At 45.3% G+C, this 15718-nt stretch carries 16 protein-coding genes and 1 pseudogene; 16 read left to right on the top strand and 1 reads right to left on the bottom strand.

Annotated elements, in window-relative coordinates:
- Positions 1 to 239, bottom strand: a pseudogene (locus tag Q0X25_RS04570) (2-deoxyribose-5-phosphate aldolase); the annotation flags it as partial.
- Positions 240 to 409: 170 nt separating this feature from the next.
- Here Q0X25_RS04570 and Q0X25_RS04565 point away from each other — a divergent pair.
- From Q0X25_RS04565 to Q0X25_RS04490, 16 genes are all read left to right on the top strand, one after another.
- Positions 410 to 1114, top strand: a complete 705-nt coding sequence (locus Q0X25_RS04565; RefSeq protein WP_298579311.1) for a GntR family transcriptional regulator — start codon at positions 410 to 412, stop codon at positions 1112 to 1114.
- A 229-nt stretch (positions 1115 to 1343) separates the two neighbouring features.
- Positions 1344 to 1817, top strand: a complete 474-nt coding sequence (agaB, locus tag Q0X25_RS04560) for a PTS galactosamine transporter subunit IIB (RefSeq protein ID WP_277259889.1) — start codon at positions 1344 to 1346, stop codon at positions 1815 to 1817.
- A gap of 76 nt (positions 1818 to 1893) precedes the next feature.
- A complete protein-coding gene (locus tag Q0X25_RS04555; RefSeq protein WP_298579309.1) occupies positions 1894 to 2688 on the top strand; it encodes a PTS sugar transporter subunit IIC in 795 nt (264 codons plus the stop codon).
- Complete coding sequence (locus tag Q0X25_RS04550) at positions 2678 to 3478, top strand: PTS system mannose/fructose/sorbose family transporter subunit IID (RefSeq protein ID WP_298579308.1); 801 nt, start codon at positions 2678 to 2680, stop codon at positions 3476 to 3478. Before Q0X25_RS04555 ends, Q0X25_RS04550 begins: the two co-directional genes overlap by 11 nt.
- A 117-nt stretch (positions 3479 to 3595) precedes the next feature.
- Positions 3596 to 4603, top strand: a complete 1008-nt coding sequence (locus tag Q0X25_RS04545) for an SIS domain-containing protein (RefSeq protein ID WP_298579307.1) — start codon at positions 3596 to 3598, stop codon at positions 4601 to 4603.
- Positions 4603 to 6102 (top strand): PfkB family carbohydrate kinase, encoded by a 1500-nt coding sequence (locus tag Q0X25_RS04540; protein ID WP_298579306.1) that lies wholly within the window; start codon positions 4603 to 4605, stop codon positions 6100 to 6102. The genes Q0X25_RS04545 and Q0X25_RS04540 overlap by 1 nt, the downstream gene beginning before the upstream one ends.
- A complete protein-coding gene (gene agaF, locus Q0X25_RS04535; protein ID WP_298579305.1) occupies positions 6103 to 6531 on the top strand; it encodes a PTS galactosamine/N-acetylgalactosamine transporter subunit IIA in 429 nt (142 codons plus the stop codon).
- Positions 6532 to 6540: 9 nt separating this feature from the next.
- A complete protein-coding gene (locus Q0X25_RS04530) occupies positions 6541 to 7653 on the top strand; it encodes an SIS domain-containing protein (protein WP_298579304.1) in 1113 nt (370 codons plus the stop codon).
- A 23-nt stretch (positions 7654 to 7676) separates the two neighbouring features.
- A complete protein-coding gene (locus Q0X25_RS04525) occupies positions 7677 to 8276 on the top strand; it encodes a hypothetical protein (RefSeq protein ID WP_298579303.1) in 600 nt (199 codons plus the stop codon).
- Between the two features lie 1591 nt (positions 8277 to 9867).
- Positions 9868 to 10344, top strand: a complete 477-nt coding sequence (locus Q0X25_RS04520) for a PTS sugar transporter subunit IIB (protein ID WP_298579302.1) — start codon at positions 9868 to 9870, stop codon at positions 10342 to 10344.
- Between the two features lie 156 nt (positions 10345 to 10500).
- Positions 10501 to 12108, top strand: a complete 1608-nt coding sequence (locus Q0X25_RS04515) for a PTS system mannose/fructose/sorbose family transporter subunit IID (RefSeq protein WP_298579300.1) — start codon at positions 10501 to 10503, stop codon at positions 12106 to 12108.
- 102 nt (positions 12109 to 12210) lie between these two features.
- On the top strand, positions 12211 to 12591 hold the full coding sequence (locus Q0X25_RS04510) for a VOC family protein (protein ID WP_298579299.1): 381 nt from the start codon (positions 12211 to 12213) through the stop codon (positions 12589 to 12591).
- Between the two features lie 34 nt (positions 12592 to 12625).
- Entirely contained in the window at positions 12626 to 13441 is an 816-nt protein-coding gene (locus Q0X25_RS04505) for a BtpA/SgcQ family protein (RefSeq protein ID WP_298579298.1), read from the top strand.
- Positions 13428 to 14219, top strand: a complete 792-nt coding sequence (locus tag Q0X25_RS04500; RefSeq protein ID WP_298579297.1) for an SDR family NAD(P)-dependent oxidoreductase — start codon at positions 13428 to 13430, stop codon at positions 14217 to 14219. The genes Q0X25_RS04505 and Q0X25_RS04500 overlap by 14 nt, the downstream gene beginning before the upstream one ends.
- A 95-nt stretch (positions 14220 to 14314) precedes the next feature.
- Entirely contained in the window at positions 14315 to 15112 is a 798-nt protein-coding gene (locus tag Q0X25_RS04495) for a BtpA/SgcQ family protein (protein ID WP_298579296.1), read from the top strand.
- Positions 15102 to 15521: a PTS sugar transporter subunit IIA gene (locus Q0X25_RS04490; protein WP_298579295.1), complete on the top strand. Its 420-nt coding sequence runs from the start codon at positions 15102 to 15104 to the stop codon at positions 15519 to 15521. The genes Q0X25_RS04495 and Q0X25_RS04490 overlap by 11 nt, the downstream gene beginning before the upstream one ends.
- The last annotated feature ends 197 nt before the right edge of the window (positions 15522 to 15718 follow it).

Genomic DNA, 15718 nt, shown 5'->3' with positions numbered 1-15718 from the left:
ACTTTAGCAGCGATGGAAGTCTGGCCTAGGGGAAAGGCGATGGCTGCGCCCGTGTTAATATCGGTTCCCTTAAGTTCCTGCGCACAGAAGGATGACTGTACTTGATTGATAGCAACCATCTTGAAGTGATAGCGCTTCGCTTCTTCACAGAGCTTGCGCATATCTGCCTCGCTTGCGTCTGCATGTAGATTTGTGTGATCAATCAGACGTGCTAAATTGTCAAGTGAGTAGGAAGCCATGGATACCCCTTCCGGAAAAGTGATTGGTATGACTCGCTTGTTCTATATTGTAAGTCACAAGGTATAATTGTAAGTACATATTATTCGAACCTGAATGCCATACAAATAGTTTTGAATTCATACAATAGTCTACGATATAGCAATCAGTGGAAGAGTAATGGGATGTGAGCATGGGTACTCTCTATGGAAAAATCAAGGATGACTTGCTCAAGCAAATTAAGGACGGCATCTACCAGGAGGGTGATTTAATCCCCACCGAAACCCAGCTTGCTAGACAATACTCTGCAAGCCGACCCACTGTGCGCCAAGCACTTCAGCTTCTAGTAGATGCGGGCTATCTTGAACGCCGGCGTCGCCGTGGAACAGTGGTATGTCAGCCTGATGTAGCTCAGCATTTTCATCATGAATTGCGAAGTTATGTCGATGAAATGCAAGATGTGGGTAAAGTCGTTACGACAAAAGTTATCGTTTTCCAGCGATGCTTAGCACCACAAGAGGTCATTGAGACATTTGGTCTACTTGAGGATGAAGAAGTCTATAAGTTGGTTCGACTGCGTTATACGGATGGGGTACCATCCTTTTTCTTGGAAACCTATATTCCATGTTATTTATATCCAGGGCTTGATACCTATGATTTCAATACGGAGAGTCTGTATCGTGCAATGGGTCTGTGCGGAAAAAGCGTTGCTTCTGCAAGGTCAAAGATGAGTGCGGTACTTGCTAATGATACGGTTGCAGCTCTTTTAGATAAACATGAAGGGGACCCTCTTTTTAGGTATTTACAAGTATCTCGAGATACAGATGGCGTAAAGGTTGAATTTACGCGTTCGTACTATTCTGGCGAACTTACTTTGGATGAAGAGCCTGTGAAATAAGTGTAAATATGTAAAGACCTTTTACAGGAAAAATAGCGCCGATTACCCAATTGTTAATGATGTAATCGACAACATAAAAGCACCACAGCTGTACTCTAGCGATTGTCTAGAGGCTCGTGTGCAATGCTGTCGCCTGGGGCGGCCGATACATTGCACATGAGCCAAAAGATACGGGCGCTGCCCCAGCGTACGCCGCAACTATAGGGTCCGAGAAAGTAGAGGTAAAAAGATGGCTGAACCTAATATTGTTTTGGCACGCATTGATAATCGTTTGGTGCATGGGCAGGTCGGCAATTCTTGGGTAGGCGCTTCTGGTGCCAATCTTATTGTCGTAGCAGATGATGTTGCCGCAAATGATCCTATGCAGAAATCGTTAATGAAAATGACTGCAGACTCTTCGGGAGTTGGCATTCGCTTTTTCACGCTTCAAAAGACCATTGATGTTATTGCAAAAGCTAGCCCGAAACAGCGTATCTTTCTTGTTGTCAAAACTCCCCAAGATATACGCACCCTCATTGATGGTGGAGTGCCTATACATGAGGTAAATGTTGGTAATATGCACGAGCAGCCAGGCAAAAAGAAATACTATGCAGCCCATGTCTATGCAGGCGACGATGATATCGCTGATTTTGAGGCAATGAAAGCCAAGGGAGTAAAGCTATATATCCAAATACTTCCCAACTCAAGAAGATACGAAATCTAACAGGAAGGAGGCATTAACAGGGATAGCTTCTACCCCTGTTGGTATGGTCCGCACGCAAATAGGTAAAGGAAAAAGAATGGAAATTACCTTATTGCAAGGCCTGTTGATTCTGCTTGTTGCATTTATCTGTGCAATGGATCAGACCTTTGAGGCCTTCTATTGGTTCCGCCCCATGGTTGTAGGCTTCCTGACTGGTCTTGTACTTGGTGACGTCACGCTTGGCATTAAGTGTGGTGCAGTTACCGAATTGTCCTACCTCGGTTTGTTGACGGTTGGTGGAACGGTTCCGCCCGATCCTCTGATGGCGGGCATTATGACGGTGGTACTTGCTCATACTACGGGCCAAAGTCCAGAGGCTGCAGTTGGCTTGTCGCTCCCGTTTGCCCTTCTAGCTCAGTGGGTTGGTATTGGTTTTAATACTGGCTATGTAGTAATTGCTCATAAGTGCGATGAGTATGCTGCCAAGGCAGATGCCAAGGGACTCTTCAACTTGGTGTGGTTTGCACTCATCCTCAAGGCTGCTGGAGTGGCCCTCGTCGCCTTCCTTTGTTCTTTTGCACTACAAGGCCCAATCCAATCTTTTGTTAATGGTTTTCCCACTTGGCTGGTTCATGGATTTGAGATTGCAGGAGGCCTACTTCCTGCCGTTGGTCTTGGTATGTTGCTTATGGTTATGCTCAAGAAAGAAAACTTGGCTTATCTGTTCTTGGGCTTTGTGATGGCAACATTCCTCCAGTTACCCAATGTTTTACCAGTTGCTATTACCGCTGCCGCCCTTGCTTACATCAATTATTCGCATCAAAAGAATCTTGATGAGGCAAAAGTTTCCATTGGAGCAGCAGATGAGGGCGGTGAGATTGATGGCATCTAATGAGATTACAGAGCGTAAGCTTAGTAAGAAAGATATTCATCGCATGGGTCTGCTATCCATTGGTATGCAGAACGGTTTCTCTTTTGAGCGTATGCAGGCGCCTGGCTTCACCATGTCGATGCTACCTGCATTTCAGAAGCTCTATGGAGACTCTAAAGAAGACCTTAGTGAGTTCATGACCTATAACATGCAGTTTATGAACACTGAAATGCATATGGGTGCTTTCCTCATGGGCCTCATTATTTCAATGGAAGAACGTCGCGAGGATCGCAATCTTATTGCTGGTATCCGCAATGGTCTCTTCGGACCTTTTGCGGGTGTAGGCGATGCCATCTTTTGGTTCACTCTTTTGCCGATCTCTGCAGCCATCTGTTGTTCTTTGGCACAAGAAGGCTCTGTGCTGGGACCTTTGCTTTACATGGGAATTTGGTTTATTGCGGCTATTTCTCGCATGTGGTTTGCTGAGCTGGGCTATACCGTTGGTCAAAAGTTTGTCGAGAATGTTGGCGAGAGCACAAAGTATCTTACCGAAGCAGCCGGCATCCTGGGCATGATGGTTGTGGGTGGTCTCATCCCTTCTTATGTCAGTTTGGCCTTTAGCGACACCCTTGTTTTCGGTATCGGTGGCACAACAGTTCAGAGCGTTTTTGATGGGATCCTTCCCAACATGTTGCCCTTAGGCTTTGTTTTCCTGACGTACTGGCTCTTCCGTAAAGACGCCAACGTCCTCGTGGTAATTTTGGGCATTATTGCCTTTGGCATTCTTATGGCACTGCTTGGATGGATGTAGAAGGATTTATATCCCGTATCTGATTGTAAATGAGCGATGAGCTTGCGATGACTCATCGCTCATTTTATAAAAGCAGGTCATTTTCTGAATAATGCAATAAGAAAGGGGCTTCACTGCATGGTTCAGATGGTAAATTTTGATGAGAAGGATTTTCTGGATAGAGCAAAACATATCTACTCTCAGCGTACTTATATTGAAGAGTTGGCCGATAAAGCTTGTGCTTGCGGCATTCAGAATGTACTTATCTGTTCAGTCGGTGGCTCACAGGCGACCATAGCGCCCTTCGGATTCATGATTGATCGTATGAGTGTGTTGCCAGTGCGTAGCGTGCAGGCAGCTGATCTAATTAGTGCTGGTTGCAATATGGTGGGGCCTGGTACTTTGGTACTTATGGGTAGCAAATCGGGTGACACAACAGAGACAGTGAAGGCAGCTCAGTGGTTACATGAAAGAGGAGCGAAAATTTTTTCGTCCACGGGACCCGATGCCTCGCCTTTAGCTAGTCTTTCTGATTACGCTTTCCATTTTGGTAATGGCCGTCCGCTTGAACTCCCCTTTTATTTCTTTGTTGGCAAGATTCTTGCTAATCGCGGCGAGTTCAAAGATTACGATAATTTTGCATCGGCTCTCGAAATGCTGGGCGAAGCCCTTAATGCAGTTCGCAAGCAGTTTGATGAACGTGCTCGGGCTTATGCACATGCGTATTGTGCAGAGCCATACCATATTTGGGTAGCTTCGGATGATCTTTGGCCAGTTTGCTACTCCTATGCTATGTGTGTGCTTGAAGAGAGTCTTTGGATGCGTACTAAATCAGTAACAAGTGCGGAATTTTTCCATGGCACTCTTGAACTGCTTGGTCCTAGTGTGCCTCTCACATTACTGATTGGAGAAGGACCTACACGTGAGCTCGATTTACGAGTAGCGCGTTTTGCCGCAAGTCATACAGACAAATTGACAATCATTGATGCTGCTGATTTTGTGCTTCCAACTGTGCTTGAGCGTTGGCGTGTTCTGCTGGGGCCCGTGCTTATAAATGCAGCTCTTCAACGAATTTCGAAGAACCTTGAGGTGGCCTGCCAACACTCGTTGGACACGCATCGTTACTACCGTAAAGAGGCCTACTGATGAAGATTGTAGGTTTGGGAGATAACGTTTTCGACCTCTGGAGCGGAACGAATTATGGTTATCCAGGTGGCAACGCTGTAAACGTTGCAGTTTCGGCAACACGTTTGGGCTGCGAAGGTGTGTATGTGGGCTCTATTGCCGATGATAAATGGGGCCGCGCCATTATGGCCGCACTTCGAGCTGAACGGGTTGATTTTTCTACTTGTCGGATAGTTGCTGGTGGTACGACCAAACGATGCATCAGTGAGCCTTGTGGAGCAGGTCATCATTGGCTTCGTAATGAATTAGGAAAAAATTGGCCGGACTATTTCGCCCTCAATGGAAACCAACTTGAAGTTGTTTGCGATGCCGATGTAATCCTGACGAGTTGTAATGCACATGTCGAAGATGATCTTCCACGCCTTGCGGACTGTAGAAATCTTCTTTCTTTTGACTTTGGGGAGAAAGAAAAATATTGGACACCCGATTATCTCAAACGTGTGGCTCCTTATATTGACTTAGCTCAATTTAGCCGTGAGGGTATTAGCGTGAACGAGGCGGCCAGCTTTTATACTGCCTTAGATCTTACCTGCCCTGTCCTTGTGACTCGCGGTCCAAAGGCTCCCATACTTTTTTGCGATGGCGCTTTGAGAGCCATTGGTATTGAAGTGGATAAGCAGCCTTTAGATACCTTAGGCGCGGGTGATGCTTTTATTACAGCTCTGATCGTTGGATTGGTTAAGCGTGGCTGGAAACATAAGGGGAAGCTTCCCAATCAGGAAGCTTGTACCCAAACTCTTATAGATGCTGCTGCTCATGCTGAACGAATGTGCCAAGCGCGTGGAGCATTCGGGCACGGTACTGACTTCTCACGTCCAGATGCCGTTATATTTGACAATGATGGCGTCATTGTAGATACAGAGCCGCTCTATGCAGAAATTTGTCAACAGCTTGTTCGGCAATATGGAAAAGAAATGAGTGCCTCTGACGTATTTGCGCTTCGCGGGGCTTCAGATGAGCACCAAGCAAAGATAATAGGATCCTATCTTGGTATGGATGTTCCTCATACGCAGCGCGTCGTCGCGGAATACTTCATAAGCCACACAATTAATTTTGCAGATATTCAGATACCTCATGCTGCAAAGCTTATTTGCTGGCTGAAGGAGCAGGGAATTAGAGTGGGCATTGCTTCATCAAGCCCCATGCGTGATCTAAAAAAAGTTATCTGTGAGCTTGGACTTGAAGATGCCTTTGATGTGGTTGCATCGGGAGAACACTTTGAAGAGAGCAAACCGAATCCAGCCATTTATACGTATGTGATTAATAAGTTAGGAGCGGATCCCAGCCGAACTGTTGTCATTGAGGATTCGCAGTACGGGATCGAAGCGGGACTACGCGCCGGTGCCGAGGTTTTAGCGCTACAGACACCCGGCGTCAACATAGACCTTACGGCGGCAAATTTTGCCTTTGATAACCATAAGCAGATTAAGCAATATCTGACAGATAGATTGGGGATTTAGATGCTAGGAATTCTCATAACGGGGCATGGACACTTTGCTACAGGTCTGGGGTCTGCGGTGCGCCTACTCGTAGGCGAGCAGGAAGCATTTGAACTCGTTGACTTTGAGGAGGGTGATTCAACTGATTGTCTTGCTGAAAAAATAATTGCTGCTTTTGACAGATTGTCGGGTTGTGAAAGCATCATAGTCTGCACGGATATTATTGGTGGATCTCCATTTAAAACTGCTGCCACTCTTGCTGCAAATCGCGATGATGTCCATGTTATTGCGGGTACCAGTGTGGCGGTATTGCTTGCCGCAGTTTTGGAACGTGAGGATTGTGAATGTGCAGATAATTTTGTCGAAACGATATTAGATGCGGGACATCAATCATTGGTGGAATTCAAGCTGACAGATGTTGAAGATGAATCTGAAGTCGATGGGATTTGAGAGGTTATTATGAGTGGCACTACAACAATGCTTACCTATGTACAAGAGACGCCAGATCAATTAGCACTCAATCTAGAGCAATCAACTTGCCTCACGCAATCTTTAGTGGATGCATGGCGTGCGGGCTCTTACCACCATGTGTGGATTATTGCATGCGGCTCGAGTTTTAACGCTGCGCAGTGTGCAAAACCATTCATGATGAAGTATCTGGATGTCGATGTGCAGATTGTACCTCCAACCTCTTTTTTGCTTTATAAAAATCTCCTAAGGGATGACGACTTTGTATTCACGATCTCCCAAAGCGGCTGTTCTACTAACTCTATTAAGGCATTAGATAAAATACGTGAGCTGGGTCATACCTCAATAGGTCTTACAGGCAACCTGCAGAGCGATTTTAAAGACCATGCAGATATACTTGTAGATTATGGCGTGGGCTCAGAGCTCATTGGCTATGTAACCAAGGGTGTTGCGACCTTGGCTGAGTTCCTGATGCTTTTTGCACTAGAGGCGGCGTATGCGTCTGGCAGGATTGACAGCGCTGTCTATCAGAGGGTGCGCAACGAGATGGCTGAGGTGCCCTCTCGGCATAAGGTTGTCCAAGAGGCATCACTGGATTTTTATAAGCGCAATCGCGCAATGCTTACCTCTATGACAGTTTCATATCACTGTGGCTTTGCTCAGGGCTATGGTGTTGCCTGTGAAGGCGCTCTCAAGTTGGGCGAGACAATCAAGGTGCCGAGTTTTGCTTATGAGGCTGAAGAATACATTCATGGTCCCAATCTACAACTCACTCCTAATTACACGGTTTTCTTTATAGATGATTTTGAAAATGGCAGCGATCGTCTCTATCAGATTTTTTATGCAACGAACGCTGTCACCGATCGTTGTTTTGCGGTGACCAACAATCCTCGGATAGATGATTCGCGCGCTGTACGCTTACCTTTTGATATACGTGAGCCACGTTTAACGCCGCTTTACGCTTTGCCTTTTTACCAAACCATCGCTTTCAAGGCAACTGATGAAATAGGCTGCTGGAAGCAGCATCCTGTATTCGAGGAGTTTCGTAAGCACATTACATCAAAGACGCCAACTATCGATAAAGTAATGCCGATAGATCACTAATAGCAGGACTACGATGGAGAAGTATGTACGAGACAGCTAGAATTCGAACGCATATCATTACTGGCATAGTGTTTATTGCTATTGCAGGTATAACTTTTTTTGGGTTTGTCCCAGTTGTTAATGCTGCAAATGGCTACACGTTTGCTGGAGTAATCTTTGCTTTGGTTCTGCTGGTAGCAGGATATATGCTCATGCATTTTCTCGTGCGACATCTTGAAGATCTTTCCGTGGCGCTCATGGTGCGCCGCGGAAAGATTGCTCTTGCCAGAATAGAAGATGTGCGGTCGCTGCCTCATCGACGCGACATTATACTTGGGCAACATACCCCACGTGAATTTCAATTACACATATTCGTTAATGAAAAAGTGTCTTTTAAACAAGTAATTATTGAAGATGTGGTGGGAGCAAGTCCTGAGAAAGGAACATTTGTCTTTGTGACCTATGACTCAGCTCAAAGAAATCCAGAAAAAACTATGGGCATCGTTCCTACCATAGTTATGTGCTATACGCCGAGCCTAGAGTCAGTTGTGCGACAGTTTGAGAATGAGATTCATCCAAGATACGTTGAAGTAACCCGTACAATACAGGGTCTTGCATTTAAACCGTTTGACAAAAAGTCCTAAATGTTGGGATTTACGAGGACGGCAAGTTGGCGAGTTGCGCTGATTGAAATGATGTGTGGCTTTTGATATTTCGATTGCGGAAGTGGATTGATGGCGCAGGCCCTTCTCTCACCTATGTACGTAGTAGCCATGACGACTAAAGCAGGATATATCCTTGTGTGTCAGCCACACATGGCCGACAGCATAGTTATGCTGGGGCACTATTCCTCCGAAGATTGACATAGTATTGCCAACAAAGAAAAAGTCGAAAATGACTACACGAGTACGAATGCGCATGAACGAGCATGACGTTTTTCCCGCCATGCTCAAGCATAAGAACGATACAAGCTACGCTATGGTGCTACTGAATTGACTTTACAAATTCAGTTACCGTTGCGTTGAATTTCTCGGGCTCCATCCAGAAGAGCATATGACCCGATTCCTCGAAAAATACGGTCTTAGCGCCTGGGATATTTTCACCGACCCATGCACTGCCATGCAGCTACAGATAAACATCTCGACGTCGTAGCAACCCTTTTGACCCCATTGCCAGTCGGGACCAGTGTACTGTGCGGGTGACTGGTCGACACAGATGAGGTCCTTGAGGCGGTAGTTGCCGAAAAGGTCATATCTTATGCATACAGAAGAGATATCAGAATTGCTTCCTAAAATTTTTACGAGTGCCGCGTGGCGCTCTTTTTTGCACAAACTGTGTTGCACGGTGACTCTTTTGAGGTGGAAGACGAACCATGACAGTGTGATAGCATTCATAAATTCCCCTCTGCTAACAGCTTACTGAAGCCGACAGAGGGAACAAGATGCATGTTCGACAAGAGGTTGATTGAGCTCTGTCCTGAGACTCGAAAACACCTCGTAGTTAACGTATCACTTCAGTAGGTAACCTTTGTTTTCAATGTTGCGATGAGTGCTGTTTTTGTGCTTACGGTTAAGGGTTATTAGACATACGAGTGGGGGATGGTGATACTGCCCAGAGCCCTTACATTTATCACTGCGACCGTTATTATGCGCTTCTTTCGAGACAGGCTTGCCGAAGAAGCAAATTGACGCGCATCAAAGACAGCCAAGCACAGGTCGCGCGACATTATCTATGACTAACTGAAGCACGCACTATTTTGGCCAGTACATGTCGCAGTGTTTTTGTACATTTCTCTGAACCAGTCACACGGCTCTTTCCACTTCGTCTACCTTTTGCTGAGAAAGATATTTCAACCATGTTGGAGAATACTACTCTACTCAATGTGCTCTATGCACATGCACATTTCTGTCAAGCTACGGTGCTATGGGTAATAATTCTCAAGACCATCTCCAATTAACGCTTGTCTGCAATAGCTGTATGTCCCCCTTATTAATGGCAAGATGGTTTGTGGTGGTGTCCAAGAATCCATTTTGTTGAGTTTGATGGGCCTCAAAATGAAAAATACTTGTAGAGCTCATCAACGAAAAGTAATGCTTCGCAGTCTTTATTACTTTTGTTGCCAGTCACAAAAAAGTTACCGGTCACAAAAAAGTGCCTGATTGAGTATTCGATATGCATATGGCTTAATATCGCTTGAACAAAAAAGATAGGGTTAAGTGGGGAGGTCGTTACTTCATGAGAAATATAATTGCAGCCCGTATTGACGAGCGTCTCATTCACGGTCAGGTTATGACCGCATGGATGCGACTCTATGCGCCTAATTCTATTCTGATAGTTGATGCAGTCTCCGCAGCTAATACGTTCCTCTCGCGTATTCTTTTTGCTGCCGCTCCCAAGGATATTGAGCTTAATGTTATGAACGAAGCTGATGCAGAGGCGTTTCTGAAGGAGCCAGCTCCTGCATCCGAGCGTCTCATGATTTTAGCTAAAACCCCCGCACCTTTCCTTAGCCTTATAGAGAGTGGACTTTCATTTGGGGAAATCATCCTAGGAAATATGGGCGGTGCTTCCGATCGGAAGCGATTTAACAAAAACATTTCAGCCTCAGAAAAAGAAGTGGAAGATTTTCGCAAAATTGTTGAGGCTGGGGTGCCAATTTATTGCCAGATGGTGCCTACGGATTCTAAGGAAAGTATCACGAATCTGCTGTAGGAATGCCAATACATAAAAGCACATAAAAAGGTGACTGGCTCACAAAAGCTGGTAAAACGTCCCTTATCGATTTGACCCAGTTTTGGCTATATGGGTATCGATTGTTGTCGTATGCCCTTGTTTATTGTGGTGCCGCAAGAAGAAAAGGAGTTAGTCGTGGGTATTAGTATTTTGCAAGCATGCCTGATTGCACTCTATTACTGCTTAGCAGAGAGTGCCTGGCCTTTTGGTTCTATGGGAACCTGGGCCACACTTGATAGGCCTCTCGTATCTGGTCTTGTTGTAGGTCTTATTATGGGTGATCCCGTTCAAGGAACCATTATCGGTGCGTCAATCAACATTATGTATCTGGGGGTTATTTCCGCTGGAGGCTCATTGCCGTCTGACTCTGGAATGGCGGGTGTCATGGGAACGGCGTTTGCCCTTGCGGGAGATCTCGATGTCAATGCGGCGTTAGCGCTTGCTATGCCAATTGGTCTTTTTGGTTCTGTACTCTGGACGCTCACCATGTCTGGGCAGTGTTTCTTTGTTGCACTTGCTGACAAGTGGATTAACGATGGCAAAGCAAATCGTATTCAGATAGCTAATTTATGGTTGCCCTATGCAATAAAATGGGCTATTCGTTTTGTGGCTGCATTCATTATCTTGTACCTTGGCTCTGGAATTGTTGTAGATATCTCTAACACGCTTAACGATACCGTTATTGGTGCTCTTAGCGCCATGGGTGCAATGTTGCCCGCAATTGGTATTGGTCTCATGCTTCTAACTATTTTCCATGGCCAAGCACGGTGGTTCTTGTTTCTTGGGTTTTTTGCTGCAAGCTATCTTGGCTTGAGCACGATTGCCATCTCACTGATTTTTGCTTTCGTTGCCATCCTCGTGGTAGGTTTTTCGTCCAATGATTTTGAGGCGTTTCAGGGCGTTACAGAAATTAATAAAACCTCCTTTCAACTCATTAGCAAAAAAGATCTTCTCAAAGCATGGCTTAACTGGGAATACTATAACGAATCTTGCTATAACTACGAGAGGATGCAAGGTCTCGGCTTTGGTGCTGCAATGTATTCTGTTTTGAAACAAATTTATAAAGATGACCCTGAAGGCCTTACTGCCGCAATGAAGCGTCATACCTTATTCTTCAATACTGACCATAATTTTGGTGGCATGATTTTGGGAATCTGTACGTCAATGGAAGAACAAAAAAAGCTTGGTGCAGATATTTCAGACGATACGTTCACATCTATCAAGTCGGGCCTTATGGGTCCTTGTGCCGGCATTGGGGATACGCTCTCTCAGGTCGTTCTCATTCCTATACTTGCTGTTATCTTTATTAACCTTGCATCACAGGGTGCAACATGGGCTCCTGTTATATATACGATTTTGTTTGTATCCATCTTCTATGGTGTCGGCTACTGGATGCTTAACGTTGGCTATAAATCTGGTGGAGAAACCGTGCTCAAAATGATGGAGTCTGGCATCTTTGACAAGGTTGTGCGTGTCGCTGAGATTTTAGGTTGTGCCGTTGCAGGCGCACTCATCTGCAGCTATGTTGGCTTTACATGGAATGTTTCAGTTGTGCAGGATGGCGTGGAACTCTTTAATCTGCAAACGGGTGTCTTTGATGCAATTTTGCCCAAAATGATGCCTTTACTGCTCACATTAGGCGTTTATTTTGCAGCAAAAAAGGAAGTCAAGGGTTCTCACATTACTTTTGTCCTCATGGCAGTTGGTTTTATTCTTGGCATGCTTGGCGTAATCGCTGCATAACACCAGTTCACCATAGGTATGAGCCCGTGTGGGTCTGTTGATCCCACACGAGCCCTTCGACCGACTTTCCAAAAATACATTCAAAAAAAGATTGGAGCAATGATGGCAAAAATTACGAACGTTGGACTTTTTGTCAGTGATCTTACGGCTGCAAAAGCCTTTTTTGAAGATGTGTTTGATGCCAAAGAACACTGCGCCTATAACGAGGAGGAGAACAACTACTACTCCTTTATCCTCGATCTATCTGATGGTCCGCGCATAGAACTTATGACAAAGCCAGAGATTGTTAATACTAAGAAAGATTGTAATCGCACAGGCTGGGCGCATATCTGCATCAAGGTCGAAGGTAAGGAGCGCTTCGACGAGATCGTTGCAAAGTTTCATGCGGCGGGTTACGAAATGCTGTATGAGCCTGCAACTGTGGGAGGCAAAGAATGCCGTGCAATCACATTTGAAGATAACGTGATTGAGGTTTGCTACTAATAAGAGCTTAAAGACAGCAGAATGGAAGTGAAACATGACACTCTTTAACAAGATCTTTAGCAACAAAAAGCCAATTATCGGTATGGTGCACCTAGCCGCTCTTCCTAGTTCACCAACATACGGCGGGAGTATGGCTGATGTCTACGCTGCCGCCTTGTCTGATCTTCGTGCTCTTATTGCGGGTGGTATTGACGCGGTTATTGTAGAAAACTTTGGCGACGTGCCCTATGCAACAAAGAGTAATTTGATCAACTACTTAGCTATATCGAATATTTTTACGCGCCTCCGTGAAAGCTGCAATCTTCCCATGGGGATTAACGTGCAGTTTAATGACTGTCGAGCGGAGTGGGACATTGCATATACATGTGATGCTGATTTTGTTCGCGTGGAAGTGTTCGCTGAAAATCGTATGGGGCCTAATGGAGTTTGTATTGCATCCGGCCCTGATCTCATGAGACTCAAGGCGGCATATCCAGCAGAAATTGCCCTTCTTGCAGATTTACAGGTCAAGCACACGTTTCCCATCACGGAGCAGCCAGTTGACTTTACTGTTGAATCCATAATTGAGGGTGGCGCTGATGCCGTCATTTGTACGGGACTTGTTACAGGGAAGAGCCCGAGTCTTGATGAAGTACAGCAAGTTAAAAAGTGTGCAGGTGATTTTCCAGTACTCGTAGGTAGTGGTGTTAACGCTTCAACTGCATCAACTTATCTTGATGTGGCGGATGGAGTTATTGTGGGAAGCAGTATCAAAGAAGGCGGAAAAGTTACCAATCCTGTGAATGAACATTTGGTCCAAGTGCTTATGGAAAGTGTTGAAGGAAGGGGTGTCCGCAGTGTTAATAGGTAGTATTACTGGGGGACAGCCCGTCTGTGTTGTTACTGGAGCTTCTGGTGGTATTGGGTTTGCCATTGCATCTAAATACTATAGGAGTGGCTTTTCTATTGTTATGCTCGATATACACGAAGACAAGCTTGTTGTAGCTGCAAAAAAGTTGGCATTACAAACAGCATCAGATCAAGCGATTCTTGCGTTGGATGTTGACGTTGCTCTTGAAGAGGCTGTGCGTATAGCGGTAAAGACCATTGATGAAAAATTTGGCCGGATTGATGTTCTGGTTAATACGGCTGGAATTGTGGGACGATATGACCTTACAGAAAACTATCCCTTCAGCCAGTTCAGAAAAATCTATGAGGTTAATGTATTTGGTACGTTCCTTATGATGCAAAGCATCCTTCCTATTATGCGCCGTCAAAAATCTGGCTCCATCATTAACTTTGGCTCAGTCTCAGGTATGCGGGGTTATGAGTATGAAGTCGGATACGGCTCAAGCAAATGGGCGGTTATTGGTATGACCGAAAATGTCGCGAGTGAATATGGCAAGTTTGGCATTAGGGTTAATAGCGTTTCACCGGGGTGGGTGAATACTCAAATGATGAAACGAACGCTCGAGAACTATGGTGACCTTGAGTCTAGCGGGAATAAAACGGCTGTAACACTGGGTCCGCTCGGATGTGCTGCCGAGCCAGAGGAAATTGCCGACGCAGTGTTCTTCCTTGGTAGTAGTGCAGCTCGTCATATTACAGGGGCTAATCTTGTCGTCGATGGTGGAATGCTTGTTGCATAGGAGGAGATAGCCCACTTTCACAGAACGTATGTATAGATTACGCATATTTTTACATGGCATCTAGCCATACAAACTATTTCTATGAAAGGAAAACAATGATTCAGGAGATTGCTCAGGATTTTTTTTCAAAAAAGAGGGTTATCGGAATGGTTCACCTGCTGCCACTTCCTGGCAACATGTCATATAGAGGAAATAAAGAAGAAATCGTTAATAACGCCATAGAAGACGCTAAAGCCTTAATCAAAGGTGGCGTTGATGCAATAGCACTTGAAAACTTCTCTGACTGGCCACAATACAGTACCGAGGTGCCACTGGAGGCATACTCCCTTATGGTACGTATCGCTGCTCAGATTAAGTTGTTTTGTCCAATCCCGTTTGGTGTAAATATTGAAATGAACGCTTGGAAACAGGAGTGGGCGATGGCTTACGCTGTCGATGCAGATTTTATTCGTGTGGAAGCTTTTGTGGATAACCGAGCGGGTTCTTTTGGCTATATCGAGGCCTGTTCTACTGGCATGATGAACCTGATGAAGGAGTATCCGTCTAATACTATGCTTTTCACGGATGTTCATACTGCTGAAACGTATGGCGTGCCAGAGGTACCCATCAATGAACTTGCTGAGAATGCCATCAATCATGATTCCAGTGCCATTATTGTGACTGAGAACGATGACCGTAAGCGTATTAGTGTTGAAGATGTTAAGTCCATGCGTGAGGCTCTTGGCAGTTTTCCAATCATAGTGGGGTCGGGTGTGAAGCCCGAGACAGTTTTGTCTTATTTTGAGTATGCAGATGCGGTAATTGTAGGCCGAGGATTCAAGACGGGAGACCGCATCGACCTTACTAAAGTAACTGAATTCATGAGCATTGTGAAGAGTGCCTATGGCAACTAAAATCATGGTGGTCACACACGGGGCACTTGCCTATGCGCTGCGCGATGCCGTAGGGATGTTCTTTGGAGACAATTCGCAAGAAATTATAGCTCTTGGCTTGGAGCCAAATGATTCTCTAGATAAATTCAGAGCGACAGTAGATGAAGCGTTGGAAAAGAACTATAGCGACGACGGTATTCTTATTTTTGTCGATATGGTGTGCGGTACACCTTTTAATACTGTTGCTATGGTTTTGGGGAACTTTGTAGCAAATCATCCACAGGTGGAGTGCATTGCAGGAATAAACCTCCCCGTTCTCATGGAGGCATTCAGTGATAGAGCAGAAAAGAAAGCGAGGGAGCTTAAATACGAGGCAATCGAGCTGTTTCCACAAACATATGTTGATTTGCGCGAAATGCTGGAATTTTAAGCATTAAGAATAGGCGCTGTATAGCGGATAAAATAGCTCATTGGATGATAAGAGCATAGCGGACAAAACGTTATCCGGTTTGGGCTTCCGATGTAGATCGGAAGCCTTTTTGCATGAGCTCTCAGACAGAGCGCTTTCGTGACGGTACTGTCAAGAATCTTGCGCACTTTGAGTTAGCCGCCCTGCTTGCCTCGGCA

This window comes from uncultured Olegusella sp. (assembly GCF_947253395.1).
GTDB lineage: Bacteria > Actinomycetota > Coriobacteriia > Coriobacteriales > Atopobiaceae > Olegusella.
This window is presented reverse-complemented; position numbering and strand designations above follow the sequence as displayed.